The organism is Pseudomonas sp. FSL W5-0203 (assembly GCF_001896155.1).
Classification (GTDB): Bacteria; Pseudomonadota; Gammaproteobacteria; order Pseudomonadales; family Pseudomonadaceae; genus Aquipseudomonas; species Aquipseudomonas paracarnis.
In genome coordinates, this window is record NZ_MPOR01000023.1 from 12129 (window position 1) to 35873 (window position 23745).

The window sequence follows — 23745 nt, forward strand, 5'->3', positions numbered from 1 at the left end:
GTTGTGCGTCAGTAAATTAGGTAAGGTGCCGGCGTGCAGGGCGGATGTGCCGGTAGCCTTCAAGAGGCTCGTCTATCGACTCGCCAAGTCAGTGGGATGAAGGAATATTTGATGAGAGTTCTGTTATTCGGCGCCACCGGCATGGTGGGCCAGGGTGTGCTGCGCGAGTGCCTGCTGGCGGCCGATGTGCAGGAAGTGGTAGCCGTCGGCCGCACGCCCCTGACTCAGGAGCACGGCAAGCTGCATCAGGTATTGCACAACGACATGCTGGATTTCCAACCCCTGGAAAACCTGCTGCAGGGTTTTGATGCCTGTTTCTTTTGCATCGGCGTTTCGTCGGCGGGCATGAAGGAGGCGCGCTACACCCACCTCACCTATGACCTGACCCTGGTGGCGGCCAGCACCCTGGCGCGGCTCAATCCGCAGATGACCTTTATCTATGTGTCCGGCGCCGGCACGGACAGTTCCGAAGCCGGCAAGTCGATGTGGGCGCGGGTCAAGGGCAAGACCGAAAATGCCTTGCTGCGCTTGCCGTTCAAGGCGGTGTATCTGTTCCGCCCGGGGATCATCCAGCCGTTGCACGGTGTGCGTTCGAAGACGCCGTTGTACCAATCCTTCTATAGCGTGCTCGGGCCGGTGCTTTCGTTTGTGCGGCGACTGAAACCGGATTGGGTGGTGAGCACCGAGACCGTCGGCCGTGCGATGTTGCAGGCGGCCAGCCAGGGCGCGCCGCAGCCCGTGGTGGAGCAGGCGCAGATCAATCGCCTTGCGGCTGAGCGCCGCTGAACTGAATCAGCGCAACGCCGCTGATCAGCAGTAGCGCGCCCAACACCCGGGAGGTTGTCAACTGACGTTCCACCAGGCCGAACAGGCCGAAATGGTCCAGCAGCAATGACGCGAGAACCTGCCCGGCCATGGCCAGCGCAATGAAGCCCGATGCGCCGAGCTTGGGCAGCAGCATCAACGCCAATGAAATAAAACACACGCCAAAGGCACCGCCGGCCCACATCCACAACGGTGCCTTGCTGATAAAGGCCAGGCTCGGCAGGGGTAAACGCAGCGCCACAATCACCGGCAGCAGCACGATGATGCTCACCAGTAACGAAGCCAGGGTGGCCCACAAGGGATGGCCGAGGCCGCGCCCGAGGTTGGCGTTGATCGCACTCTGAAACGGCACCACCGCGCCGGCGAACACCGCCAGCGCTAACAAACCTACCCAATGCAACACAGTCATCTCGACGCTCCCAAAGGTTTTGCTGGACTCTAGGGTATTCGTCGCGCAAATTTAAATTCCGAATTATTATGCCGAGCATGCAGCTGATGAATGATCTGCGTCGCATCGACCTGAACCTGCTGGTGATCCTCGACGCTTTGCTCAGCGAGCAACACGTCACCCGCGCCGCCGAGCGCCTGCACCTGAGCCAGCCGGCGGTCAGCCATGCGTTGGCGCGGCTGCGCGATATGCTGGGCGACCCGCTGCTGATGCGTCAGGGCGGCACATTGGTGCCAACCGCCCGAGCCATGGAATTGGCGGCGCCATTGACCGAAGCCCTGGCCCAGGTGCAGGCCTTACTGGCGCCGAATCGTTTTGACCCCACTTCTGCCAAGCGCCGCTTTCGTGTGGCGATGTCGGACTACAGCGCGGCGATATTCCTGCCCGGCCTGGTTCGCCTCCTACGCCATGAAGCGCCCGGTATCGACTTGCAGGTCATCCAGGCTAGCCGCGAAGGCATGGTTGAGGGTGTACTCAATGGCGATCTCGACCTGGCTGCGGGCGTATTCCCCGACATGCCCGCCGAAATGCGGACTACGCCGCTGTTCGAGGAGCATTACACCTGCCTGGTCGACCGCGATAGCCTGGCGCCCGCCGGGGTGCTGGACCTGCCGGCCTATCTATCGCGCCCCCATGTACTGTTGGAGATGCGCGGCAGCGGCACGCCGGAAATCGAACGGGCGCTGACGGCCATTCGTGAACGCCGCCATGTAGCCATAAGCCTGCCGCACTGGGGTGTGGCGCCTCAGTTGATCCAGGGTACGGACCTGATTCTGACGGTGTCGTCCCGGGGTTTGATAAATATTGACGCTCGGCAATTGCTGGCCGTGCCTCCGCCGTTTCATATTCCGTCGTTTGCCTTTGAGCTGGCCTGGCATACGCGGCGGGGTGGGGATGTGGGGTTGCAGTGGTTGATTGGCAGGGTGGTGGGTGTATTGTCCGCAGACCCACGATAACGCGAGAACACCTAGATGCTCAGCGGTTTCAACCACCTGACCCTGGCCGTCACCGATGTGCCGCGCAGCGTCAGTTTCTATCACGATCTGCTGCGCCTGCAGCTCGACGCAACCTGGGACAACGGTGCCTACCTCTCACTGCCTGGGCTTTGGCTGTGCCTGTCGCTGGACCCGTTGCGCTCGACTGCTCCGGCGGTGGATTACACCCACTATGCCTTCACTGTCGATGCTGCTGATTTCACTCCCTTGGTCGAACACCTGCGTGCTGCCGGGGTACAGGAATGGCGAGACAACCGCAGCGAAGGCGCATCGTTTTATTTTCTCGATCCCGACGGCCATAAGCTGGAGGTTCATGTCGGCGATCTGGCCTCGCGGCTGCAAGCCTGTCGCGCCCAGCCCTATGCTGGAATGAAGTTTTACCCACCGCGCTGAAACATGCAGAATCAATCACCTTTTAGCGTCTGTCGGAGCGTCTATCCATGACCCCATCCTTGCTGCTCGCCGTGCTGGCTTCGGGTTTTATCTACGGCATTACCCCAGGCCCCGGTGTCCTGGCCGTATTCGGCATCGGTGCGGCTCGTGGCCGGCGTGCCGGGGCAGGATTCTTGTGCGGTCATTTGCTCGGCGATGTGGTGTGGTGCAGCACGGCGCTGATAGCCATCGTCGGTGCGCGGGAAGTCGGCAGCAGTGCCTTTGATGTGCTCGGCGTACTCAGCGGGGTGTATTTATTCTGGCTAGGCTGGCGTGCGATCCGCACCCAGCGGCGCAATAGCGATGCCCCTCAGGGCGCGGCGCGCCATCCGTTCTGGCACGGTATTGTGTTTGGCTTGACCAACCCCAAGGCCTACCCGGTCGCCGTGGCGACGTTCACCGCGTTACTGTCCAGCCGAGCCGAGTTGTTGACTTGGTCGATGTTGCCGACGTTGATTCTGCTGAGCTTTATCGGTGGCTTGCTGGCCTACGCGATCCTGATCGGCGTGGTGGGTGCCCAACGGGTGCGCACGCTGTATCAACGCCATGAAATCCTGATCACCAAGCTCTGCGGCGTGATGTTTATCGGCTTCGCCCTCAATGCCCTGGCGCACGCATTGCCGGGCCTGTTCGGCAGCAAAGCGGCCTGAGGCGACGACGACCGTTCGTCGCACAGGTAAGTTTTTTCTAAACCTTTACCGCTGTGAAAATTCGAATTCAGGGCGGGTTGTATGCTCCCGCGCCTATTTTTGCCCTGGAGGAACCCATCATGAGCCGCATGGCTACCCGGTTACGCACCGCCAGTTTCGCGATGCTGCTGGGCCTCGGCGCCAGCAGTGCTTTCGCCCAGTCGCCTGCAGAATTCATCGAGCAGGCTTCGGCCAAAGGCATGGCCGATATCGAAACCAGCCGCATGGCCCACGCCAAGACCTCGTCCCAGGAAATCAAGGACTACACCATTGAGGTCATCAACGAGCGCACGCTGGCCAACCAGCACTTGGCGGCGATCGCCAAGAAGCTTGATTTGCCAGTGGCCCCACGGGAGAAGATCGTTGATAAGGCCGAAACCCTGATGCCTGAACTCAAGGACGGCGATTCGTTTGACGCTGCCTATACCGCGCAGCAGGTCAAGGAGAACGAAGACGCCATCGCCCTGTTCCAGAAAGAAGGTGCGGCGTCGGATGTGCCAGAGATAAAGGCACTGGTGGATGAGACGCTACCCAAGCTTGAAGAGCGCTTGCAAAAAGCCAGGGCCCTGGCGTCGACCTACGGTAAGGGCCATCAAGGCGACGGTTGAGGCGACTACTGGAAATGAAAAAAACGGCGGTTGGAGAGGATCCAACCGCCGTTTTCATATCAACAGGACTGTGGGTTTTTCTGCCGTGCTTTTAGGAGCGAGCCTACGGTATCTCAAGGCGGCGAGCGCAAGACTGGGTTTTTACCTGGATAACCCCTATGACCGCATATGCCACCTGCGACCTGCGCACACTTTATCACCTGACCGAAGATCACTATTTTTCTGCCACCTGCGGCCTGCATCGCCGTTATAGCGCGGCTATCAACGCTTATTTCGTTGACGTATGTTCTGGCCTGTATGACTTGTTATTTATTCGCGTGGGCAGCGCTCCATTGGGCGAAGCTTTTGCTGCCCCGTTGGGCTTGATCCATGGTTCCGTCCTTGCAATACGCATTGTGGTTCATGAGGAAAAGGTCGCTGAGCTACGCGAGGCGCTCTGCGCAATCGGTTTCCAGCCTGCTGAACAGACAACCGCGATGGTTCTCGAGCTGTCGCGTTTTATTCCAAGGATGAGCGAGGGGACTCTACAGGTCTGCCTGACGCGGGATTTGAACGAATGGGCGGGTCCAGTTGGCAGCGCATATTCGATGCTTCCCGAGGTCGTTGTGAACTATCAGGCACGGCACCAGAGGGCGCTTGATGCGGGTGAGGCCCTTTACCACTTCACCCTGTCCGCCGAGGGGCGTGTGAGCTGTTCGTTGACGTTGTCACTGTGTGAAGGCGAGGCCCGTCTGAATGATGTCGGCACGCTCAAGGGCTTTCGTGGAAGAGGCTATGCCACTTGCCTGATTCAAGCTGCCCTGCTTCACGCCTCGAGCCTGGGGGCTCACCGATGTTTTCTCGAGGCCTCGGCGGAGGCCATCTCGCTGTATCAACAGTTGGGCTTTGCACGTTTGTTCGAGTATCAGGCTTTCACTCGCGGAGCGCTCGCTGACCGGTAATCAAAAAGCCATTTTTGCCTGGCTGCGATCCTCAAGCGTCAGTAGATACTGCTTGGCCTCAAGCCCTCCGGCAAACCCGGTCAGCCCGCCCGAAGCCCCCACCACTCGGTGGCATGGCGCAATGATCGAGATCGGGTTGCGCCCATTCGCGGCCCCGACTGCGCGCACGGCTTTGGGGTTGCCGATCTGCTCGGCGATCTGGCTGTAGCTGCGGGTTTCGCCGAAGGGAATGGTCAGCAGTGCCTGCCAGACCTGCTTCTGGAAGTCAGTGCCGGCGAAATCCAGCTCCAGTTCGAACTGGTTACGCGTTCCGGCAAAGTATTCCTTCAATTGGCGTTCGGTTTCTCGCAGCACCGGGCTGTCGTTGGCCTCAATCAATTCACCCAGGCGTACGCGATTGGCGCGTTCTACTTCCCAGAGGATGGCGCTGAGTTTGCCATCGCGCGCCACCAGGGTGAGTTCACCGACAGGGGAAGGCATGAGCTTGTACTGGTAGGTCATGAGCTGTTTCCTTGAAGGGCGTTGAGGGGGGACGACGCCACTGTAGTTCCACCAAGGGGTTAGGGAACTACGTTTCTTGCGGTCAAATTCTTCGCCCAATTAGAAATTCCAGTAAACCCAGTTCGAATAATAGGGGTACCCGTAGAGCCAGGCGATAATGTAAAGGGCCTTGAGTACTGACGCGGTACCTAACATGAACATAGAAATGACGTTGAGCAGGGTGACAAACAAAGCGAACACAGCCACGCGTGGGGTTGCGTGACGCCAGGCAAACCTCACGCCATACGCTGACGCGGCAATCACTCCTAACTCCAGCAAAAATCTAAGGGGGAAGGGGAAGGGCAGCCGTACAAACGAGATCAGCAGCGGCAAAACCAACACCCAGCCGACTACTTGGCGCAGGATGATGTTGGGTGTGGTTTTTTGGGTGTCCAGCATTGCCATATTCCGAACTCTGGGCCGATGAGCCTACATTATCGCGCGGTGTTGCCGGCCTTGCCGTAAGACTTTGCTTAGGCGTACCTACCGCTCCTGCTGCAATACCTGGAGCGCTGCGGATGCCAGAAAAGAAATCCCGAGCAGCTTTTTTTCCTGTGGATGATTCAACACAAGGTGCTTCACACCCTCAGGCTCGACTGCCGAGGACCAGATGGGCGCTGCAGAACAAATTTCAGACATAAAAAAACCGGTCACCAAGGACCGGTTTTTTGTGCATCCTGCGTCAGAACCTTCCTGACGCCAGCGCAAATCTGAGTGGAGCGGGTAGAGGGAATCGAACCCTCGTCGGAAGCTTGGGAAGCTACTGTTCTACCATTAAACTATACCCGCTCAGAACGGCTGACTTTGTACCAGATGTTCGGCTGGATTTGAAGTTTTTCTTTGAAAAATGTGAGAGTTGCGTGTGGCGAGGGAGCATGCTCGCCACAGTGTCAGGCTTGATCTCAAAGCGCCCACGCATGTTGCGCCTGGCCCTGGCTATACCGCAACGGGCTGGCGGGCCGCTGCCCTTTCAAGAAGCCCACCACGGCCTCACGGCTATCGCGGCACGCGGCTTTATGTTCCATGTCCAGGAAATGCCCCGTTGCCTGGATGGTGCTGAAGCAGCTCTTGGCCACATGCTGGCCAAACAGCTTGGCGTCGTCTGCGCTGGTGTATTCGTCCCACTCGCCGTTCAAGAACAGCACCGGAATGTCGATTTGCCTGGCCGCCTTGAAGTAGCACTGCCGGTCGCTGTTGAGCACGTGGCTGATGTGGAAGTGCATTTGCCCGTATTCGTGTGCGGCCAGGCTGCTGACATGGCGGTAATTGAAGCGTTTGAACAGCGAAGGCAGGTGCTTGCCAATGGTGCTGTTGACCAAGTGGCCGACACGGTCGCGGTCGAGGTTGCCCAGGTAGTCGACGCCTCGTTCGAGGTAGTCGCGCATCGGCGCATTGATTACCGGCGAGAAGGAGCTGATCACGGCTTTTTCTATCCTACGGGGCCGGTGTGCAAGGGCGACCAACGTGGCGGCGCCGCCCCAGGAGAAGGACAGCACATGTTCAGCGGCGAAGTGGTCGAGCAGTTCCAGGAGGATCTGGCCTTCGACTTCCTTGGTGAGCATCTGCTCATGACGGTTATGGATTTTGGAACGGCCAGCGTAGGGCTGGTCGTACAACACCACATTGAATTGCGGGTACAGGCTTTTGACTGTTTGAGCGAAGGACGCCGTGGTCGCCATGGAGCCGTTGACCAGGACGATGGTCTTTGCCGCCGCGTCCGCGCGATAGAACTCCGTGTAAACCCGATACTGACCCTGTATATCCAGCACAGCGATTTCTGGCCTCATGTCGTAAGACTCCTGGCAAGCGGGTAGTGCGCGCAAATCACTTTGCACGTGCTTTATGACAGGTAGGCATACGCCTGGAAAATGAAGGCTCACGTCGGTCCGATGACGGCTGGCCGGCGGGTGTTGTTATGGCGGGCGGTTTGCCGGGAGGGCCCGACGATCAAGCACGGGCGCGGCAGGTGTTTCTTGGAGGTTATAGGGCGACTCATCAGTCATCATCTGGCTGAAGCCTTGATTCAAGCAGCACCGAAGGCAGGTCGCAAGGTAAGCGGTTGGTTTTTTGCCATCACCGGCTGAACGGTCGTCAGATTAGTCGGATCTCGTCGTCAGTCAGTGGCCGATACTGACCCGGCGCAAGCGAGGTATCCAGCACCAAGGGGCCCATTCGCTCGCGGTGCAGGCCGATTACCTTGTTATCAAAATGCCCGAACATGCGCTTCACCTGGTGATAGCGGCCTTCGACGATGCTCAACCGGGCCGTTCTTGGGCCCAGCCGTTCAAGTTTGGCAGGTTGGGTAGTGAGATCTTCAAAGGCGAAATACACCCCTGCCGCGAACGTCATCGCATACTGCGGGCCTATGTCCTGTTCGGTTTGCACGTGGTACACCTTGGGCAACTTGGTCTGTGGTTGCGTGAGGCGCCGTGACCATTGGCCATCGTTGGTGATCAGCATCAGGCCGGTGGTGTTGAAATCCAGGCGCCCGGCGATATGCAGGTCGGCTTTGTCCGGTTCGTGCAGCAGGTCCAGGACCGTGGAGTGTTGCGGGTCCGACGTGGCGCTGACGCAGCCCTGGGGTTTGTGCAGCATGAAATAGCGTGCCGGCTTGCCCGCTTGCAGAATTTCACCGTCAACGCAGACCTGGCTGAACTCACGTACGTCATGGTGCGGATCGCTGACTGCAACACCCTCGACGGTCACCCGGCGCTCCACCAGCAACAAGCGCACTTGTTTACGATTGAACTGTGGCAGGTTGCTTAGGAAGCGATCAACGCGCATGGCGGTTACGCAACTGTTCGTCCACTTGGGCGCAGCGTGGGCACAGGCAGGCTTTATTGCGCACCTCATCCGGCAGGGCTTCAAGCACCGCCGGGTCGATGATGACGCTGTAGCACCAGCAGGCTTGATCGGCCGTGCGCGGATCGGCCAGGGAGCAGTCGTTGCGGGCACCGCAGGCGGGGCATAGGGTCGGTGTGGTCATGGGTCGGTTCAGGCAGGCATCGGGTAGGACAGCGGTAGTTGTTGCACGATACAGCGCGGCTGGGCGGCATTCCATCATCATGGGTTTTTGGCAGACCTTCACTTCGTCTGAAACAGATGTTTCCACTTGTGTCGCGAACGCACCAGATTCGGTTTTTGATGTCAGATGTTTCGTCATTCAGTGAAAGCTGAATGCCGCTCGCCAGCGTCGCTGGAGGAGCTCTTCCGCGGTCCAGGAGGCCGCCATGTATCGACGACTGCTGCTCATCGCTTTGCTCGGCCTGACCCTTTCAGCCTGCGTGCCCTATTACGATGGAGGCGCCACCTACTATCGCTCCGAGGTCTACACCGCGCCGGCGCCAGCCTATTACTACGGCGGCCCGCGTTATTACCCTTCTGGGCGCAGCTATTACGCGCCAGCGCCTCGCTACTATGCGCCACAGCCTCGCTACTATTCGGCGCCGCGCTACTACCAACCAGCCCCGCGCTATTACCCTCGCGCCGGCTACCGACCCTACCCCAACCAGGGGTGGGGCGACCGCTGGGGTAATGGCGGGCGTGGACGCGGTTCCGACCACGGAGGTGGTCGCGGCGGTCACCCTTAAATATCTTGAAAAACAAGCGGCGCATCATGCGCCGTTTTTTATAGGTACCGTATGTCCGTACTGTCAGATTTAACAGCTATCTTTGAGGCGCTAGCTGTACTTCACTAACGAGAAGCCTTGTGCTTTTGCGTGGTGAGACTGAGCAGATGGAATCCCTATGTTCAAACAATTGATTTGCGTGCTCCTGCTGATGAACTGCTTCATTGCATCGGCAAGTGCGGAGCAAGGCTGTCCTTATCCGTCGCAGATCGTGTACGCCGATGGCCATTATCGCGCCCAAGACAACGGCCTGCGCTGGCAAAGTCCGAAGGTCGCGTCGCGTGGTGTTGTCGACGGGTTCATTGGCGCAGTCTTCATGCCGGGCGACGGCGAGGAGAGAGGAAACGGCTACATGGACAAGTGCATCTACCGCACCAACTGGAGCGGGGTAGTAGTAGCGTTGAGGCCAAGCAGGGGCAATGAGATTATCAACATGTCGTTGACCAGCTCCTTGTATTGGAAGCTGCAGCCCGATGCGTTCGAGTTGCCGGTGTATACGTGCGTGGACAGCCAACCGGACAATTGCAAGTTCAAGGTCAACGACAAACGTACAGACCTGTCAGTAGTCAGATAAATCTGCCAGAGGATTTCTACCTTCCCAGGCCTTGTCAAAGTGCGCCTGCACCACCGCTTCCGGGAGTGTGTTGATATCCGGCCAGTGCCAATGAGGCGCCTGGTCTTTGTCGATCAGGCGCGCCCGCACCCCTTCGGCAAATTCCGGATGACGGCAGCAGTTGAGGCTCAGGGTGTATTCCATCTGGAACACCTGGGCCAGGGATAGGTGGCGGGCGCGCTGGAGCTGTTCCCACACCAGATGCGCCGTCAGTGGGCAGCCCTCACTCAGGGTTTTGCCGGCCCGGCTCAATAGCGGGTCGCTGTGGTCGCGCAGCAGGTTCAAGGCGCGCCAGGCACAGCGTACATCTCCTACATCCAGCCATTCGTCGATCTGTATGCGGCGTGGTAGCCATTGCGCGTCGGGTTGACCGCTGATCGCCTCCTGCGCCAGGGCCTTGAGCAAGCTGTTGAGTTGCATCGCGCTCTGTTCCTGCCAGTTCAGCTGCAGCAGGCCATCGAGCAATTCGTCTTGCTGGTCATCACGCAGAAAACGGTCTGCCAGGCCCAAGTCCAGCGCGTCGCGACCGTTGATATGGGCGCCGGTGAGGCCCAGGAACAGGCCGAGCTTACCCGGCAAGCGGGACAAGAACCAACTGGCCCCCACATCCGGGTACAAGCCAATGCTGATCTCGGGCATGGCCAGACGACTGCTTGGCGTAACGATACGCACGGCGGCGCTTTGCAACAGGCCCATGCCACCGCCCAAGACATAACCGTGGCCCCAGCAGATCAACGGCTTTGGGTAGGTGTGCAGGCGGTAGTCAAGACGATATTCAGCGGCAAAAAACTGCGCGGCCAGAGCCGGAACTTCGCCGGGCTGCTCACGGCAAGCCTGAGCCAGGCTGCGCACTTCGCCACCGGCGCAAAAGGCTTTGGGACCGTTACCGCGTAGCAGCACGCAGACGATCTGCGGGTCTTTGGCCCAGGCCTCCATGCGCTCATCCAGGGCCAGAATCATTGGCAGGGAGAGGGCGTTAAGGGACTTTGGCGCGTCCAGGCTGGCGATACCGATGCGAGCGCCGCCACTGCCGGTCAGTTCTTCGAAATGCAGGTTCATCGTGACCTCAATCGAGAAGGTGAAGGATGAGTATGATCCCTTCGTGGGAAAGTGCCGGTGCTGTGTCAGATCAATTGACAAGCGGGGTCGGCTTTCCTAGGGTTCGCCTCATTCTTTTTTACAAGACAATTCAACTATGACCGATGGCGACCGTATCAAACTCGAACCCAGCTGGAAACACGCTCTGCGTGAAGAGTTCGAGAAGCCTTACATGGCGCAATTGCGCGAGTTTCTGCGCCAGGAACATGCCGCAGGCAAAGAGATCTACCCGCCCGGCCCGTTGATTTTCAACGCACTCAATTCAACACCGCTGGACAAGGTCAAGGTCGTGATCCTCGGCCAGGACCCTTATCACGGCCCTGGCCAGGCCCATGGCCTGTGTTTCTCGGTGCAACCGGGCGTGCCGGCGCCGCCGTCGCTGGTCAATATCTATAAAGAGCTCAAGCGCGACCTGAACATCGACATCCCCAACCACGGCTACCTGCAAAGCTGGGCCGACCAAGGCGTGCTGATGCTCAACACCACCATGACCGTGGAGCGCGCCAACGCCAACGCCCATGCGGGCAAGGGCTGGCAGTTCTTTACCGATCGGATTATCGAGGTAGTCAGCGAGCATCAGCCGCACCTGGTGTTCCTGCTGTGGGGCGCCCATGCTCAAAGCAAGCAGAAGCTCATCGACGCCACCAAGCATCTGGTGCTGACCTCGGTGCATCCGTCGCCGTTGTCGGCGTATCGCGGGTTTCTGGGCTGCGGGCATTTCAGCCGGGCCAACAAGTTTCTCGAGCAGAATGGCGAGGCCCCCATCGAGTGGCGTTTGCCACCCGTCTGAGGCCTGGCACATTCAACATGTGGAAGGTTTTAGAGGGGATCGGGCTGACGGTTCCAGTGCCGAAACAAAGGCTCGGCCAAGAACAGCACGAACAACAAGCGCATCACCTGCATCGCCGTCACCAAGGGCACCGACAGCTGCAGGGTTTCAGCTGTCAGGCTCATCTCAGCGATACCGCCTGGCATCATGCCCAGGGTCAGTGATCGCAGGTCGAGGTGAGTGAGGGCGCTCAAGCCCACCGCCGCTAACGTCGCCAGCAGCATGGTCAATGCCGTGCCAATCAAAGTGCGGCCCATGAATGAGGGCGCGCGACGGAAGAACTGCCGATTGAAGTGGCAGCCCAACCCGCTGCCGATCAACCATTGGCCGATCTGGCTGCCGCCGTCGGGCAGGCCAATGTGTAAATCCCAGGTCACACTGGCAATCGCACTCACCAGCAATGGCCCGAACAGCCAAGGGTTGGGTTGGCGCAAGCGTTGCCAGCCCCAGGCAACCAGCGCACCCACCGGAAACAGCAGGGCCAGCCACGCCCAGTCCACCGGCGCCGGGTGAAACTGCGGTGCGCCGCCTCCGAGCAAATACTTGAAGATCGCCGGTACACACAACACCACCACCAGCACACGCAAACTCTGCCCGGCCGCAACCCGGCTGAGCACCGCGCCGTTGCGAGCGCCCAGGTTGACCATCTCCCCGGAACCGCCCGGCATGCTGGAGAAAAACGCCGTGGCGCGGTCTTCCCCGCTGCGGCGCATCAACCACACGCCGACCACGCTCGACAAGCTGGTGACCAGTGCACCGAAGAAGATCAGGCCGAAGTGGCTCATCACCTGCTCGATCACCAGTGGGGTGAAGTGCAGGCCAATGCCGATGCCCACCACCCATTGGCCGCATTTGCGCCCGCCGGGAATCTCCGCCAACTGCCAGGGCGTGAGGCAACGCACCAGGATAATCGCCAGCAACGAGCCGACCATGTACGGCAACGGCCAGCCCACCAGGCTGGCCAGGTAACCGCCGGCCAGGCCGACCAGCGGTGTTCCCCACCAATGTTTAAAGGTGACCTCAGACATCGGCCAGGGCACGACGCTGTTGCACGCGTTTACGCCAGATACGCAGCAGCGGTACAAGCAGCATGATTGCGGTCAGCACCCAGACGCCAAAGGTGATCGGGCTCGACCACAGGATTTCCAGCGCACCGTTGGAGATCGACAGCGCACGGCGTAGGTTCTGCTCCATCAAACCGCCGAGGATAAAGCCCAGCAGCAGCGGCGACAGCGGGAAGTCCAGCTTGCGCAGGATGTAGCCGAAGATGCCGATGGCGATCATCAGGAACAGATCGAAGGTGGTGGCATGCACGGCGTACACGCCAATCGCGGTGATGATGGCGATCACCGGCACCAGCGCCCAGTTCGGCACGGCGAGGATACGGGTGAAGATGCGGATCATCGGGATGTTGAGCACGACCAGCATGATGTTGGCGATGAACAACGAGGCGATCAGGCCCCAGACAATGTCCGGTTGCTGTTGGAACAGCAGTGGGCCGGGAGTGATGTTGTACAGCGACAGGGCGCCGATCATCACCGCTGTGGTGCCGGAGCCAGGAACGCCGAGGGTCAGCATCGGCACCATGGCGCCGCAGACCGATGCGCCAATGGCGGTTTCAGGGGCGGCCAGGCCGCGCATGTCGCCTTGGCCGAACTTGCCGCTGGCGCCTGCGATGCGTTTCTCGGTCATGTAGGCAACGGCCGAGGCCATGGTCGCACCCGCACCCGGCAATACGCCGATGATAAAACCCGATACGCCGCAACGAAGGTTCACGGTCAGTACCGATAAGGCTTCCTTGACGTTGAACATCATGCGCCCGGTGGCCTTCACTGCTTCCTGGCCACGATGGGTTTTTTCCAGCAGCAGGAGAATCTCGCTGATGGAGAACAGGCCGAGTACCAACACCACGAACTGGATGCCATCGGTCAGGTGAATATTGTCGCCGGTAAAGCGGTACACACCGCTGTTGGCGTCGATGCCCACGCAGGAAAGGAACAAGCCGATCAGCGCCGCAACAAAAGTCTTCAGTGGTTTGTCACCGGCCATGCCGCCCAGGCAGACAATCGCAAACACCATTAAGACAAAATATTCCGCCGGGCCGAACGCAATTGCCCACTTGGCCAGCAGCGGGGCGAACAGCACCATGCCGCAGGTGGCGATAAACGCCCCAATGAACGAACTCCAGGCCGACAACGACAGTGCCACGCCGGCCAGGCCTTTGCGGGCCATCGGGTAGCCGTCGAGGGTGGTCATCACAGTGGAGGCTTCGCCCGGGATGTTCAGCAGAATCGAGCTGATGCGGCCGCCGTATTCACAACCCAGGTACACGGCTGCCAGCAGGATCAGCGCCGACTCGGGCGGCAAGCCCAGGGCAAAGGCGATGGGGATCAACAGTGCCACGCCGTTGATCGGGCCCAGGCCCGGCAACAGGCCGACCACGGTGCCAATCAGGGTGCCGCACAACGCGGTCACCAGGTTATAGGGGCTCAGCGCAACGCCGAAACCCTGGCCCAAATAGCCAAAAGTATCCATGTCAGTTCTCCAGAACGTCGAGCAGGCCGAGGGGCAACGGTACGTCCATGGTTTTATCGAACAGCAGATAAAGACCGACGCTCATCAAGGTGATGATCACCACGCTGGGCAACCAGCGGCCGCCGTACAGCCGTGCCATCGGAATACCGATCAGCATGCTGCTGAGAATGAAACCCAAGGATTCGAATGTGCCGGCAAACACCAGCAGCAGGGCCACACAGATGCCGATTTTGATCAACGTGGGTTGATCCAGCGCGGGTTCATCGTCGGTGTGTTTGGTCGCCTGCGGGCGAATCATCATGTAGATGAGCGCCAGGCCCATCAGCCCGAGCAGCAGCAGGGGAAAGGCCCTGGGCCCTACAGGTTCGTAGGAAAAGGCCGCTTGATACGGCCAGGCCATGAGCGCCAGGCCGATACAGGCCAGTAACAGCACGGCAGCGAAAATGCGTTGTAAGAGCATAGAAAACTCCAAGGCCCCTGTAGGAGCGAGCAAGCTCGCTCCTACAGGGGCATTACACAAAAAGAGGAGCGATTACTGGATCAGGCCGAACTCTTTGGCCAGCACTTTGTAGTCAGCCACCTGTTTCTTCACGTAGGTGTCCAGCTCCTGGCCCGTCATGGCGAACGGGAACAGCTCGCGCTGGTCACGCAGCTTGGCGAACTCCTCGGAAGCCAGCAGTTTGTCGAAGGCGTCTTTCCACCAGGCGTAGTCGGCATCGCTGACCTTTGGCCCCAGGTAGAAGCCACGCACCACCGGCCAGACGATGTCGTAGCCTTGCTCTTTGGCGGTCGGGATGTCCTTCATTTCCGGCTCATCCAGGCGTTGCTCGGAGAACACCGCCAGCAGGCGCATATCGCCGCTCTGGATATGCGGCATGGAGTCGGAGATGTCGGTACTGCCCACCTGGATGTGCCCCCCCAGCAGAGCCGTAGCGATTTCACCGCCACCCTCAAGGGCGACGTAACGCAGTTCGCGCGGGTTGATCCCGGCGGCCTTGGCGATCAGCGCGGTTTGCATCCAGTCCTGGCTGCCGACGGTGCCGCCGGAGCCGATCACCACGCTGCCTGGGTCTTTCTTCAGGGCTTTAACCAGGTCATCGAGGGTCTTGTAGGGCGAGTCGCTTTTCACCGCGATGGCGCCATAGCTGGTGCCCACTGCCGCCAACCAGCGCACGGCGCTTTCATCAAAACGGCCGAACTTGCCCTGGGCCAGGTTCAGCAACGAACCGCTCGACCAGGCGACCAACGTGCCGGCATCTGCAGGGCGCTGGGCGACGACCGCGTTGTAGGCCACCGCGCCCACGCCGCCTGGCATGTAGGTCACACGCATCGGCTTGGTCAGCAGCTTCTGGTTCACCAGCGCGCTTTGCGCCAGTTTGCAGGTCAGGTCAAAACCGCCGCCAGGGGAGGCCGGGGCGATGCATTCCGGACGCTTGGGTTCGTCGGCGGCCAGCAGTTGGCCGGCGAACAGCATGCAGCCGGCGGCGAGGGCAAATTTACGCAGTGAAGGGGTCATGGCGATCTCCATCGTTGTTGTTATGAGGGGTACTACCAAAGTGCGACGCTATAGCTGACCAGCAAGCGCATTTCATCCGCATCACGGGCCGAGTAGTTGGAACGATAGGTGGCGTTACGCAGGCGCACGGCCACATCTTTGAACGTGCCGCTTTGCACCACGTACTTGATCTCGCTGTTGCGTTCCCACTCCTTGCCGGTCTCGCCGTTCTTGAGCTTGATGTTGTCACCCGAGAGGTAACGGCTCATGAAACTCAAGCCAGGAATGCCCAGCTTGGCGAAGTCGTAGTCGTAACGTGCCTGCCAGGAGCGTTCTTCAGCGCCGGCAAAATCGTTGATCTGCACGAAGTTGACCAGGTACGGGTCGCTGCCATCCACATATGGGAAGGCGCTGTCGCCGGACATGTGCTGGTAGCCGGCGCTGAGCTTATGGCCATTGAGGGCATAGCTGAACAAGCCGTTGAGTGACTTGTTGTCGATATTGCCGCCGCGGGCCGAGCCGGTGTCATCGCTGATGGCCAGCCGCAGGTCGGCGGCGAAAGTGCCAGGGCCCATCGGGCGTGAGGCGACCATGCCGAAGAAGTGTTGGCGATACACGTCGTCGAGTTGGGCGAAGTGGTAGCTGCCGGTGATCTTGTCGGCGAACTTGTAGTCGACGCCACCGAAGTTGAAGTGCTTGCCGGTGGCACCGCTGAGGAAGCGGCTGTTCTTGTTATTGAGCGCGATGTCTTCGTAGTTGGTGTCGTCGCGGTCCTTGGCTTTGTCCAGGCGGCCACCGGTGAACACCAGGTTCTTGAATTCCTTGGAGGTGATCAAGCCACCGTTGAAGGTCTGCGGCAGGATGCGCCCGTCGTTGGGCTTGAGGATCGGCAGTTCGGGGATCAGCGAGCCGATTTTCAGCTCAGTCGCCGAGATTTTCACTTTGCCGGTCAGGCCCAGCTTGGCGTACTCGTTGGCGGCGCGGCCGTCATCGTGGGTCGGCAGCAGGCCGGTGCCGGTGCGGTCGGGGCTGGAGTCGAGCTTGACGCCGAGCATGCCCAGCGCATCCACGCCAAAGCCGACGGTGCCGTCGGTGTAGCCTGATTGCAGGTTGAGCATGAAGCCCTGGGCCCATTCGTCGCGCTTGGATTGCTGCGCACTGGTACCGTCGCGAAAGTCGCGATTGAAGTACATGTTGCGGGTTTCCAGGGTCGCGCTACTGTCTTCGAAGAAGGCAGCCTGGCTGAGCGGCGCAAAGCCGGCAAGGGCAGCGGCACTGGCGAGGGCGGTGTGGGTCAGACGGCAAGAGCGAACAGGCGGGCAAGCCTGTGGCTGGGTCGACAGCATCGTGGTGTACTCCGTTATTGTTCTTATTTTGGCGAAAACGCTTCGAGGCGTTTTTCGGGCGCTACGGGTCAGGCAACTCGGCGGGCATAGACCACCGTGGTTGGATGCTAAAGGGCGAAGCTTTCACTAACCTTTCAATCGCCTTTCAATGTTTTCGGGCTTCACAGGCCAGGTTGCGGCTGTAAACTGCCGGGCAAAGCGTGGCGCCGACCACCCCTGAATGAGGTAGAAATCCATGCGTGTCCTCCTGGTTGAAGACCATCTGCAGCTCGCCGAAAGTGTCGCCCAAGCGCTCAAGAGCATGGGTTTGACCGTTGATGTGTTGCATGACGGCGTGGCGGCGGACCTGGCCTTGAGCAGCGAGGAATACGCCGCGGTGATCCTGGACGTTGGGCTGCCGCGCCTGGATGGTTTCGAGGTGCTCGCGCGTTTGCGGGCACGTGGAAAAAACCTGCCGGTGCTGATGCTGACTGCTCGCAGTGATGTAAAAGACCGCGTGCACGGCCTGAACCTGGGCGCCGATGACTACCTGGCTAAACCGTTTGAACTCACGGAGCTCGAAGCACGGGTCAAGGCACTGTTGCGGCGCAGCGTGTTGGGCGGCGAGCGTCAGCAAACCTGCGGTGTGCTGGTGTACGACCTCGACACTCGGCGCTTCACGGTCGCAGGCGAGCTGATGACCTTGACCTCCCGAGAACAAGCGGTGCTCGAAGCCTTGATCGCCCGGCCGGGGCGGGTGATGAGCAAGGAGCAATTGGCTTCCCAGGTATTCGGCCTGGACGAGGAGGCCAGCCCCGACGCCATCGAAATCTACGTGCATCGCCTGCGCAAGAAGCTCGATGGCCAACCCATCGCCATCGTCACCTTCCGCGGCCTTGGCTATTTGCTGGAAGCCCGTGATGCATAAGCCCAGCAGCCTGCGCTGGCGCTTGCTGTGCAACCTTGCGTTATTGCTGGTGTTGTTGATGCTCGCCAGCGGCATGAGCGCTTATTGGAACGGTCGCGAAGCCGCCGACACCGCTTATGACCGCACGCTGCTGGCCTCGGCACGCACCATTGCCGCCGGTTTGACCCAGGTGGACGGCACCCTCAGCGCCAATGTGCCCTATGTGGCCCTGGACACTTTTGCCTACGACAGTGCCGGGCGCATTTATTACCAGGTCAATGATATTGATCAGAAACTGATTTCCGGTTACGAAAACCTGCCCGGCCCGCCGCCCGGCACGCCCCGCACCGACGATTACCCGGCCTTGGCGCGGTTCTACAACGCCATGTATTTGGGCCAGCCTGTGCGCGTGGTGAGCCTGCTCAAGGCCGTCTCGGAACCGAACATGAACGGCATGGCCGAAATTCGTGTTGCGGAGACCGACGAAGCCCGGGTGGCCATGGCCCGCAGCCTGATGGCCGACACCTTGTTGCGCCTGGGCATGCTCGCCATCGGTGCGTTATTGCTGGTGTGGTTCGCGGTGAGCGCCGCGCTGCGCCCGCTGGAACGCCTGCGTACAGCGGTGGAAGAGCGCCAGCCTGATGATCTGCGGCCCCTGCCCTTGGTGGAAGTTCAGGACGAGTTCGGCCCACTGGTACGCTCACTCAACCATTTCACCGAACGTCTGCGCGGGCAGTTCGAGCGCCAGGCGCAGTTTATTGCCGACGCTGCCCACGAGCTGCGCACCCCCCTGGCGGCGCTCAAGGCCAGGCTGGAACTGGGCTTGCGTGCCGAAGAACCCGCCACCTGGCGCAACACCCTGGAAACGGCCGCCCAGGGCACCGACCGGCTGACGCACCTGGCCAATCAATTGTTGTCCCTGGCCCGCATCGAAAACGGTGCCCGCGCCATTGCCGAAGGCGGTGCGCAACTGCTCGATTTGAGCCAATTGGCCCGTGAGCTCGGTATGGCCATGGCGCCGCTGGCCCACGCGCGGGGCGTGGCCCTGGCGCTGGAGGCCGACGAGCCGGTATGGCTGCGCGGCGAACCGACGCTGTTGAATGAGCTGCTGAGTAACCTGGTGGATAACGCCTTGGCCCATACCCCGCCCGGCGGCAATGTGATTCTGCGCGTGACGGCCCCGGCGGTGCTGGAGGTGGAGGATGACGGCCCCGGCATCCCGCTGGATGAGCGGGACCGGGTATTCGAGCGCTTTTATCGACGCAGCCAGCAGGGCATGGGGTCGGGCTTGGGGCTGGCGATTGTCGGGGAGATTTGCCGTGCGCACCTGGCGCAGATCAGCCTGCATGATGGCGAGCTGGCGGGGCTTAAGGTGCGCGTGAGTTTTATCGCGGGTTGATCAGTAAAACATCGAGCGCGCTTCGTCCAGTTCGCTGCGCAGGGCGTCGCTGTGCAGGTCTATGCGTAACTTCGTGATGGCCGGCAATGTGGCAATCGGCGCGGTCCCCAGGGGATGGTCGGTGCCGCGGTGGCAGTACAGCGCGGCGACCTGCACCAGGTCGACGTAGTCCAGGCTTGCAGAGTCGCGCGTCAGGTCCAGGTATTGGCCTGGCACGTTCACCAGCATCTCGGGAAAGTCCCAGACCCGCAGCAGCTTGTCGCCCAGCACCGGGTGGATGCTGTCGATGACGTGGTTGAGGCTGACGGGGTCGGCCAGCAGCTCATAGTGATCCTCGGCATACGTGAGGATCGGCAGCACGCCGATCTGATGCACCAGGCCACCCAGGGCCGCCTGGTCTGGCTTGAGGTGGCTGTGGCGACGGCACAAGGCGTAGCTCACGCCCGCCACCTCCAGGCTGCGGCGCCACACGTCGCGCATTTTCTGTTCGACCACCTCGGAGCGGGCGTGAAAGATCTGCTCCATCACCAGGCCGATGGCCAGGTTGCTGCTGTAGTTGGTACCAAGCCGGGTGATGGCGGTGTGCAGGTCGGTGACTTCCTGGCTGGCCCGTAGCAACGGGCTGTTGACCACTTTGATCAGGCGCGCCGACAGGGCCGTGTCACGACTGATCACTTTGCTCAGGTGGCTGATGCTGATGTCCGGGTCTTCGGCGGCCTGGCGAATTTTCAGGGCCACCTCCGGCAATGTCGGCAGAACCAGGTCATCGTTGTCGATGGCCGTTACCAACGCTTGTTGGACTTTTTCCGCCAGCTTGTTCATTCATGCTCTCTAGGGTGCTGCAAAAAAGTACGGCGATTAACGCTGGATCTCGCGATCACGGTCCAGTTGGTAGGGCAGGTCAAGCAGGTGCAAGCCCGGGCCCTCCAAGGTGCCCAAGCGCACGTCGCCACTGTCGGCAGCTTCGGCTTGCAGCACAGCGAGAAGTTCAATCGACTGGTCAGCTTTTGCCGCGATGACCACTTCGCCGATTGCGCTGTTATGGCTGGGGGAAAACAGCGGCGTGCCTGGCTCGGGAAGTTCGTCGGCCTCCAGGCTCAGGCGATACAGGCGCCGCTTGAGTTTGCCCAGGTACTGCATGCGCGCGACGATTTCCTGGCCGGTGTAGCAGCCTTTCTTGAAGCTGACGCCACCCACGGCCTGCAGGTTGAGCATCTGCGGGATGAACAACTCGCGCGTCTGGGGCATCACCTGGCCGATACCGGCACGGATCTGACCAAGCAGCCAGGCATTCAATTGAGCTTGTTGCAACTGCGCGGCCAATTGGCTGCGCACGGCGTCGGCGTGTTCGGCAGGTACCCAGAGTTCGGCACGGCCCGGGGAAACGCGGACGGCGATCAATGCTTCGTTGCGCGCCACGCTATCGGTCTCGACCGGCAGCGCGAGACCCAGGGCGCTCAGGGCCGCGTCTGCGTTCGCCAGGCCGAAGCGCGCCCAGGCAGCGCTTTCGTCGGTGAGCTTGGATTTGGAGAACACCGCGTACTTTTTCAAATCTGCCAGCTGCGGTTCAAGCAACTCGGTGGCCATGGCCAGGAGTACGCCATCACCCTGCAGCAGGATGCGGAAGCTCGACTGCATCCGGCCTTTTTGCGTGCAGCGCGCGCCCAGGCTGGCCTGGGTTTCACTCAGGTAATTGAGGTTGCAGGTCAGTTGGCCCTGCAGGAACTTGGCAGCATCAGAGCCGCGGACGGCGAGAACGCCTTCGTGGGACAGGGAGCAGAAAAAAGCGGAGTCAGCCATGGGTCATCGCAGGTCAAAAAGTCATGGGTGCATCATAGAGGGGCGTCCGGCAAATGCATAGTTTCGTCGCGGTCGACCAAAGCCGACTGTTCCGGTGTCGCCTGGGCTGTATACTTGCGCTCTATTTTAGGAGGGCTCCATGGTCGAAGATGTAGAAATCAATCGCCTCTACTGGCACAGCCGTCGCGGCATGCTGGAGCTGGATGTGTTGCTGGTGCCTTTCACCAAAGAGGTGTACGCGACGCTCAATCAGGTGGACCGCGACCTCTACGTCAGGTTGCTTACGTGCGAAGACCAGGACATGTTTGGCTGGTTCATGGAGCGCGCCGAATCCGAAGACCCGGAGCTGCAGCGCATGGTTCGGATGATCCTGGACCGTGTCCAGCCCAAGTAATCGTTTCGAATGCCGCTGGCAGGCCTCGCGGCTGTTGCTGGCGGCCTATGTGCTTGCCCAACTGATCGCGCTGGGCAGCCTGCTGGTTCTAAACCTGCCTTACTCAAGCCTGGGCATCCTGTTATGCCTGGCTCATTGTGCCTGGGTGTTACCGCGGCAAATTCTGCTCACTCACCGTTCGTCGATTCGTGGCCTGCGCCGTGACGACGATGGCTGGCAATTATGGAGCGCCGCACGCGGGTGGCACCCTGTGCAACTGCGGCCCGACAGCCTGGCGTTGCCGCTGATCGTGGTGTTGCGTTACCGGGCGCAGGGTGAACGGCGAGTGCGGTCCATCTGCGTGCCAAGGGATGCACAGGCCGCCGATGTGCACCGGCGCCTGCGGGTACGCCTGAAGTTCAGCCGGCGTAGGTGGTTGGCACCAGGATAGTGTCCCGGGCTTCGGGCAGCATCTGTGGATAGTCGAGGGTGTAATGCAAGCCGCGGCTTTCCTTGCGCTCCATGGCCGACCGGATCATCAGCTCGGCCACTTGGGCCAGGTTGCGCAATTCGATCAGGTCGCGGCTGACCTTATAGTTGCTGTAGAACTCGACCCTGTGAGGCTAAACCCAATGGATACAGGGGTTTCAGCCGATGACCGTCAACCACCACTCCCCAAGTGGGACAAACCTGTTACAAACTGCGCTCGCCAAGCCGTACCACTATCGCCGGTCTGGTCGCTATTACCTTCGCCTTCGCCCTCAAGGAACCGTTAAGGGCTTCTTCACGCTGTCACTTAGGACTACCGACAAGGCCACCGCAATGACCATCTCCGACGACATTCTTTCGACTCTCAAGGCTTACCACTTGGACAACCCTGAGGCGTCATGGGACGAACTCCGTGAGCGCTTGATTGAGTTCGCTGAGTACAACCTGACGATGGCACACGGTGACAGCTCACTGGTCGCTTACGAGATGATCAACGATGAGCATCACTTGGCGTTGCGTAAGGCATCCGCAAAGTTGCCCCTGAGCATCAATCAGCAACGGGCAGTGAGTAAGGCCCTTGAGATCCTTGAGGCTTCGCAGGAGCGTATGCGGGGCCGGTCGGGGAAACTGGTCGAGATCGTGAAGGACCTCAATGGCGAATCTTGTGGCACGTCTGTGGCCCTCTCCCTGCCCTTATCTGTAAGTGCTCTTTCAGGTCTGACATTCAAGGACCTCTCCGCGCTCTACATGGCGGAACGCAAAGACAGCATTCAGGTCAGCACCATGCGGGACGTGAAGTCATCGTGTGAGGCTATCGGCACGATCCTTGGCGACTTGGACATGAAGACCCACACACGGGAGGACATGAAGAACCTTCGGAACAAGCTCCTTGAGGACCGTAAGCCTTCGACGGTTAAGAAGCTGCTGACCCGGCTATCGACGGTCATGGATTGGGCTGTGAATAACGGTTACCTCGACAAGAGTTTTGATAAGGGTCTGAAGCCAACGAAAGGCGCTGACAGTTCCCGTGAGGCGTTCTCTCAGGATCAGGTAAAGGCCCTAATGGCTCACGCTAAGTCCCTTCCTGTGGACGCATGGCAGCGCTGGGCGTTGTCCCTTGGGGTGATCACTGGGACCCGTATTGAGGAGCTTAGGCAGTTGACCAAGGCTGACGTTAAACAGGTCAGCGGCGTGTGGGTCATCGACATTAATAGGAACGATGGCAAGACGGTCAAGACCAAGAATGCTCTCCGTGTTGTGCCTCTGACTGATGGCGCTTATGGTTTTGATCTTCAGGCGTTCCTTGAGTTTGTCAGGAAGGCCGACTCTCGGCTGTTCACCTTGGGAGCTGGTCAGTTCTCGAACGTGCTTAATGGGGCGCTACGGGATGTCTTGAGCTTGAAAGCTGATCGGACCCAGACCTTCCACTCGTTGCGTCACTCTCTGGCCGGTGCCCTGAAGGCCGCTGAGGTGCCTGTGGGGACCGCTGAGTCCATCTTGGGGCACGCCTCGGGGTCGATCAGTTATGACCTGTACGGGGCTGGGAGTGCGGTTGAGGTAAAGCGAATGGCCGAAGCTCTGATTGAGGCATTATCAGAAGGCTGATTCGAGGGTCGCTGGCGTTCGATCTGTACGGAGGCAATGCGAGCGCCTCAATGGTGCTTATGGTGTGCGGGCTTCAGGAGATTCGCTGGGTATGTGGTAGCCTTCAGCCATTACGGGTTGAAAGGAATCCATTGCAAATGGGCCTAATGAGTTTTTTTAAGAGGCGGAGC

Annotated in this window: 28 protein-coding genes, 1 tRNA gene and 1 pseudogene; 14 read left to right on the forward strand and 16 right to left on the reverse strand. The window is 60.1% G+C overall.

From position 1 onward, the window contains the following. Positions 1 to 111: 111 nt before the first annotated feature. Entirely contained in the window at positions 112 to 786 is a 675-nt protein-coding gene (locus BOP96_RS19265) for an NAD(P)H-binding protein (protein ID WP_073453720.1), read from the forward strand. Here BOP96_RS19265 and BOP96_RS19270 read toward each other — a convergent pair. Continuing rightward, positions 758 to 1234, reverse strand: a complete 477-nt coding sequence (locus BOP96_RS19270; protein WP_014717341.1) for a DMT family transporter — start codon at positions 1232 to 1234, stop codon at positions 758 to 760. The two genes, BOP96_RS19265 and BOP96_RS19270, sit on opposite strands and share 29 nt — an antisense overlap. Before the next feature lie 77 nt (positions 1235 to 1311). Here BOP96_RS19270 and BOP96_RS19275 point away from each other — a divergent pair, with 77 nt between their 5' ends. From BOP96_RS19275 to BOP96_RS19295, 5 genes are all read left to right on the forward strand, one after another. Then, positions 1312 to 2229 carry a LysR family transcriptional regulator gene (locus BOP96_RS19275; RefSeq protein WP_374227211.1) on the forward strand — a complete coding sequence of 306 codons (918 nt, stop codon included), beginning with the start codon at positions 1312 to 1314 and terminating at the stop codon, positions 2227 to 2229. A gap of 15 nt (positions 2230 to 2244) precedes the next feature. After that, positions 2245 to 2661: a fosfomycin resistance glutathione transferase gene (gene fos / locus BOP96_RS19280; protein ID WP_019818507.1), complete on the forward strand. Its 417-nt coding sequence runs from the start codon at positions 2245 to 2247 to the stop codon at positions 2659 to 2661. Between the two features lie 47 nt (positions 2662 to 2708). Then, positions 2709 to 3350 carry a LysE family translocator gene (locus tag BOP96_RS19285; protein ID WP_019818506.1) on the forward strand — a complete coding sequence of 214 codons (642 nt, stop codon included), beginning with the start codon at positions 2709 to 2711 and terminating at the stop codon, positions 3348 to 3350. Positions 3351 to 3469: 119 nt separating this feature from the next. Beyond that, positions 3470 to 3997 carry a DUF4142 domain-containing protein gene (locus BOP96_RS19290; RefSeq protein WP_073453721.1) on the forward strand — a complete coding sequence of 176 codons (528 nt, stop codon included), beginning with the start codon at positions 3470 to 3472 and terminating at the stop codon, positions 3995 to 3997. Positions 3998 to 4155: 158 nt separating this feature from the next. Beyond that, on the forward strand, positions 4156 to 4938 hold the full coding sequence (locus tag BOP96_RS19295) for a GNAT family N-acetyltransferase (RefSeq protein ID WP_014717346.1): 783 nt from the start codon (positions 4156 to 4158) through the stop codon (positions 4936 to 4938). On the opposite strand, the gene BOP96_RS19300 is transcribed toward BOP96_RS19295, so the two are convergent. The 6 genes from BOP96_RS19300 to BOP96_RS19325 all read right to left on the reverse strand — a co-directional run bounded on the left by BOP96_RS19300 (position 4939) and on the right by BOP96_RS19325 (position 8464). Continuing rightward, positions 4939 to 5439 (reverse strand): methylated-DNA--[protein]-cysteine S-methyltransferase, encoded by a 501-nt coding sequence (locus tag BOP96_RS19300; RefSeq protein WP_014717347.1) that lies wholly within the window; start codon positions 5437 to 5439, stop codon positions 4939 to 4941. 99 nt (positions 5440 to 5538) lie between these two features. Continuing rightward, positions 5539 to 5877: a hypothetical protein gene (locus BOP96_RS19305; protein ID WP_014717348.1), complete on the reverse strand. Its 339-nt coding sequence runs from the start codon at positions 5875 to 5877 to the stop codon at positions 5539 to 5541. A gap of 316 nt (positions 5878 to 6193) precedes the next feature. After that, positions 6194 to 6267 (reverse strand) — tRNA-Gly (locus BOP96_RS19310). Positions 6268 to 6380: 113 nt separating this feature from the next. Then, positions 6381 to 7265 carry an alpha/beta fold hydrolase gene (locus BOP96_RS19315; RefSeq protein ID WP_019818504.1) on the reverse strand — a complete coding sequence of 295 codons (885 nt, stop codon included), beginning with the start codon at positions 7263 to 7265 and terminating at the stop codon, positions 6381 to 6383. A 304-nt stretch (positions 7266 to 7569) separates the two neighbouring features. Beyond that, positions 7570 to 8262: a pseudouridine synthase gene (locus BOP96_RS19320; protein WP_014717350.1), complete on the reverse strand. Its 693-nt coding sequence runs from the start codon at positions 8260 to 8262 to the stop codon at positions 7570 to 7572. Next, entirely contained in the window at positions 8252 to 8464 is a 213-nt protein-coding gene (locus BOP96_RS19325) for a cysteine-rich CWC family protein (RefSeq protein ID WP_019818502.1), read from the reverse strand. The genes BOP96_RS19320 and BOP96_RS19325 overlap by 11 nt, the downstream gene beginning before the upstream one ends. A gap of 244 nt (positions 8465 to 8708) precedes the next feature. Between BOP96_RS19325 and BOP96_RS19330 the strand changes: the two genes are divergently transcribed. Together BOP96_RS19330 and BOP96_RS19335 are read left to right on the forward strand one after the other, a co-directional pair. Continuing rightward, positions 8709 to 9068 carry a hypothetical protein gene (locus tag BOP96_RS19330; protein WP_073453723.1) on the forward strand — a complete coding sequence of 120 codons (360 nt, stop codon included), beginning with the start codon at positions 8709 to 8711 and terminating at the stop codon, positions 9066 to 9068. Between the two features lie 157 nt (positions 9069 to 9225). Then, complete coding sequence (locus tag BOP96_RS19335) at positions 9226 to 9681, forward strand: DUF3757 domain-containing protein (protein ID WP_069868315.1); 456 nt, start codon at positions 9226 to 9228, stop codon at positions 9679 to 9681. Here BOP96_RS19335 and BOP96_RS19340 read toward each other — a convergent pair. After that, the gene (locus BOP96_RS19340) at positions 9667 to 10779 is read right to left on the reverse strand and encodes an enoyl-CoA hydratase/isomerase family protein (protein ID WP_073453724.1); all 1113 of its coding nucleotides are present in this window, start codon (positions 10777 to 10779) and stop codon (positions 9667 to 9669) included. The genes BOP96_RS19335 and BOP96_RS19340 overlap by 15 nt on opposite strands. A gap of 136 nt (positions 10780 to 10915) precedes the next feature. On the opposite strand from BOP96_RS19340, the gene ung reads away from it, so the two are divergent. Further along, positions 10916 to 11608 (forward strand): uracil-DNA glycosylase, encoded by a 693-nt coding sequence (gene ung, locus BOP96_RS19345; RefSeq protein ID WP_020301023.1) that lies wholly within the window; start codon positions 10916 to 10918, stop codon positions 11606 to 11608. Between the two features lie 29 nt (positions 11609 to 11637). Here the strand turns inward: ung and BOP96_RS19350 are convergent, their stop codons facing one another. The 5 genes from BOP96_RS19350 to BOP96_RS19370 form a co-directional block, all read right to left on the reverse strand. Further along, positions 11638 to 12675: an AbrB family transcriptional regulator gene (locus BOP96_RS19350; RefSeq protein ID WP_019818491.1), complete on the reverse strand. Its 1038-nt coding sequence runs from the start codon at positions 12673 to 12675 to the stop codon at positions 11638 to 11640. Continuing rightward, complete coding sequence (locus BOP96_RS19355) at positions 12668 to 14182, reverse strand: tripartite tricarboxylate transporter permease (RefSeq protein ID WP_014717355.1); 1515 nt, start codon at positions 14180 to 14182, stop codon at positions 12668 to 12670. The genes BOP96_RS19350 and BOP96_RS19355 overlap by 8 nt, the downstream gene beginning before the upstream one ends. Position 14183: 1 nt before the next feature. Beyond that, a complete protein-coding gene (locus BOP96_RS19360) occupies positions 14184 to 14642 on the reverse strand; it encodes a tripartite tricarboxylate transporter TctB family protein (protein WP_003189430.1) in 459 nt (152 codons plus the stop codon). A 72-nt stretch (positions 14643 to 14714) separates the two neighbouring features. Beyond that, a complete protein-coding gene (locus tag BOP96_RS19365) occupies positions 14715 to 15698 on the reverse strand; it encodes a Bug family tripartite tricarboxylate transporter substrate binding protein (protein ID WP_014717356.1) in 984 nt (327 codons plus the stop codon). Between the two features lie 32 nt (positions 15699 to 15730). Then, positions 15731 to 17023, reverse strand: coding sequence for an OprD family porin (locus BOP96_RS19370; RefSeq protein ID WP_014717357.1), 1293 nt, complete (start codon positions 17021 to 17023; stop codon positions 15731 to 15733). A 235-nt stretch (positions 17024 to 17258) separates the two neighbouring features. On the opposite strand from BOP96_RS19370, the gene BOP96_RS19375 reads away from it, so the two are divergent. Continuing rightward, positions 17259 to 17930 carry a response regulator gene (locus BOP96_RS19375; RefSeq protein WP_014717358.1) on the forward strand — a complete coding sequence of 224 codons (672 nt, stop codon included), beginning with the start codon at positions 17259 to 17261 and terminating at the stop codon, positions 17928 to 17930. Then, the gene (locus BOP96_RS19380) at positions 17923 to 19308 is read left to right on the forward strand and encodes a sensor histidine kinase (RefSeq protein ID WP_014717359.1); all 1386 of its coding nucleotides are present in this window, start codon (positions 17923 to 17925) and stop codon (positions 19306 to 19308) included. Before BOP96_RS19375 ends, BOP96_RS19380 begins: the two co-directional genes overlap by 8 nt. On the opposite strand, the gene BOP96_RS19385 is transcribed toward BOP96_RS19380, so the two are convergent. Both BOP96_RS19385 and ygfZ read right to left on the reverse strand, forming a co-directional pair. Beyond that, positions 19309 to 20130 carry an HDOD domain-containing protein gene (locus tag BOP96_RS19385; protein ID WP_014717360.1) on the reverse strand — a complete coding sequence of 274 codons (822 nt, stop codon included), beginning with the start codon at positions 20128 to 20130 and terminating at the stop codon, positions 19309 to 19311. 36 nt (positions 20131 to 20166) lie between these two features. Further along, positions 20167 to 21108 carry a CAF17-like 4Fe-4S cluster assembly/insertion protein YgfZ gene (gene ygfZ / locus BOP96_RS19390; protein WP_014717361.1) on the reverse strand — a complete coding sequence of 314 codons (942 nt, stop codon included), beginning with the start codon at positions 21106 to 21108 and terminating at the stop codon, positions 20167 to 20169. 139 nt (positions 21109 to 21247) lie between these two features. Between ygfZ and BOP96_RS19395 the strand changes: the two genes are divergently transcribed. Together BOP96_RS19395 and BOP96_RS19400 are read left to right on the forward strand one after the other, a co-directional pair. After that, entirely contained in the window at positions 21248 to 21502 is a 255-nt protein-coding gene (locus BOP96_RS19395; RefSeq protein WP_014717362.1) for an FAD assembly factor SdhE, read from the forward strand. Beyond that, positions 21486 to 21932, forward strand: coding sequence for a protein YgfX (locus tag BOP96_RS19400; protein WP_003189446.1), 447 nt, complete (start codon positions 21486 to 21488; stop codon positions 21930 to 21932). Before BOP96_RS19395 ends, BOP96_RS19400 begins: the two co-directional genes overlap by 17 nt. Here the strand turns inward: BOP96_RS19400 and BOP96_RS19405 are convergent. Then, a pseudogene (locus BOP96_RS19405) lies at positions 21901 to 22092 on the reverse strand (L-aspartate oxidase); the annotation flags it as partial. The gene BOP96_RS19400 and the pseudogene BOP96_RS19405 sit on opposite strands and share 32 nt — an antisense overlap. Positions 22093 to 22135: 43 nt before the next feature. On the opposite strand from BOP96_RS19405, the gene BOP96_RS19410 reads away from it, so the two are divergent. Next, positions 22136 to 23575: a tyrosine-type recombinase/integrase gene (locus tag BOP96_RS19410; RefSeq protein WP_020301029.1), complete on the forward strand. Its 1440-nt coding sequence runs from the start codon at positions 22136 to 22138 to the stop codon at positions 23573 to 23575. Positions 23576 to 23745 lie beyond the last annotated feature (170 nt).

Bases quoted from the DNA above. Each gene is read 5' to 3' on its own strand.
- BOP96_RS19265 (WP_073453720.1), top strand. From the start codon at position 112: ATGAGAGTTCTGTTATTCGGCGCCACCGGCATGGTGGGCCAGGGTGTG.
- BOP96_RS19270 (WP_014717341.1), bottom strand. From the start codon at position 1,234: ATGACTGTGTTGCATTGGGTAGGTTTGTTAGCGCTGGCGGTGTTCGCC.
- BOP96_RS19275 (WP_374227211.1), top strand. From the start codon at position 1,312: ATGCAGCTGATGAATGATCTGCGTCGCATCGACCTGAACCTGCTGGTG.
- fos (WP_019818507.1), top strand. From the start codon at position 2,245: ATGCTCAGCGGTTTCAACCACCTGACCCTGGCCGTCACCGATGTGCCG.
- BOP96_RS19285 (WP_019818506.1), top strand. From the start codon at position 2,709: ATGACCCCATCCTTGCTGCTCGCCGTGCTGGCTTCGGGTTTTATCTAC.
- BOP96_RS19290 (WP_073453721.1), top strand. From the start codon at position 3,470: ATGAGCCGCATGGCTACCCGGTTACGCACCGCCAGTTTCGCGATGCTG.
- BOP96_RS19295 (WP_014717346.1), top strand. From the start codon at position 4,156: ATGACCGCATATGCCACCTGCGACCTGCGCACACTTTATCACCTGACC.
- BOP96_RS19300 (WP_014717347.1), bottom strand. From the start codon at position 5,439: ATGACCTACCAGTACAAGCTCATGCCTTCCCCTGTCGGTGAACTCACC.
- BOP96_RS19305 (WP_014717348.1), bottom strand. From the start codon at position 5,877: ATGCTGGACACCCAAAAAACCACACCCAACATCATCCTGCGCCAAGTA.
- BOP96_RS19315 (WP_019818504.1), bottom strand. From the start codon at position 7,265: ATGAGGCCAGAAATCGCTGTGCTGGATATACAGGGTCAGTATCGGGTT.
- BOP96_RS19320 (WP_014717350.1), bottom strand. From the start codon at position 8,262: ATGCGCGTTGATCGCTTCCTAAGCAACCTGCCACAGTTCAATCGTAAA.
- BOP96_RS19325 (WP_019818502.1), bottom strand. From the start codon at position 8,464: ATGACCACACCGACCCTATGCCCCGCCTGCGGTGCCCGCAACGACTGC.
- BOP96_RS19330 (WP_073453723.1), top strand. From the start codon at position 8,709: ATGTATCGACGACTGCTGCTCATCGCTTTGCTCGGCCTGACCCTTTCA.
- BOP96_RS19335 (WP_069868315.1), top strand. From the start codon at position 9,226: ATGTTCAAACAATTGATTTGCGTGCTCCTGCTGATGAACTGCTTCATT.
- BOP96_RS19340 (WP_073453724.1), bottom strand. From the start codon at position 10,779: ATGAACCTGCATTTCGAAGAACTGACCGGCAGTGGCGGCGCTCGCATC.
- ung (WP_020301023.1), top strand. From the start codon at position 10,916: ATGACCGATGGCGACCGTATCAAACTCGAACCCAGCTGGAAACACGCT.
- BOP96_RS19350 (WP_019818491.1), bottom strand. From the start codon at position 12,675: ATGTCTGAGGTCACCTTTAAACATTGGTGGGGAACACCGCTGGTCGGC.
- BOP96_RS19355 (WP_014717355.1), bottom strand. From the start codon at position 14,182: ATGGATACTTTTGGCTATTTGGGCCAGGGTTTCGGCGTTGCGCTGAGC.
- BOP96_RS19360 (WP_003189430.1), bottom strand. From the start codon at position 14,642: ATGCTCTTACAACGCATTTTCGCTGCCGTGCTGTTACTGGCCTGTATC.
- BOP96_RS19365 (WP_014717356.1), bottom strand. From the start codon at position 15,698: ATGACCCCTTCACTGCGTAAATTTGCCCTCGCCGCCGGCTGCATGCTG.
- BOP96_RS19370 (WP_014717357.1), bottom strand. From the start codon at position 17,023: ATGCTGTCGACCCAGCCACAGGCTTGCCCGCCTGTTCGCTCTTGCCGT.
- BOP96_RS19375 (WP_014717358.1), top strand. From the start codon at position 17,259: ATGCGTGTCCTCCTGGTTGAAGACCATCTGCAGCTCGCCGAAAGTGTC.
- BOP96_RS19380 (WP_014717359.1), top strand. From the start codon at position 17,923: ATGCATAAGCCCAGCAGCCTGCGCTGGCGCTTGCTGTGCAACCTTGCG.
- BOP96_RS19385 (WP_014717360.1), bottom strand. From the start codon at position 20,130: ATGAACAAGCTGGCGGAAAAAGTCCAACAAGCGTTGGTAACGGCCATC.
- ygfZ (WP_014717361.1), bottom strand. From the start codon at position 21,108: ATGGCTGACTCCGCTTTTTTCTGCTCCCTGTCCCACGAAGGCGTTCTC.
- BOP96_RS19395 (WP_014717362.1), top strand. From the start codon at position 21,248: ATGGTCGAAGATGTAGAAATCAATCGCCTCTACTGGCACAGCCGTCGC.
- BOP96_RS19410 (WP_020301029.1), top strand. From the start codon at position 22,136: ATGACCGTCAACCACCACTCCCCAAGTGGGACAAACCTGTTACAAACT.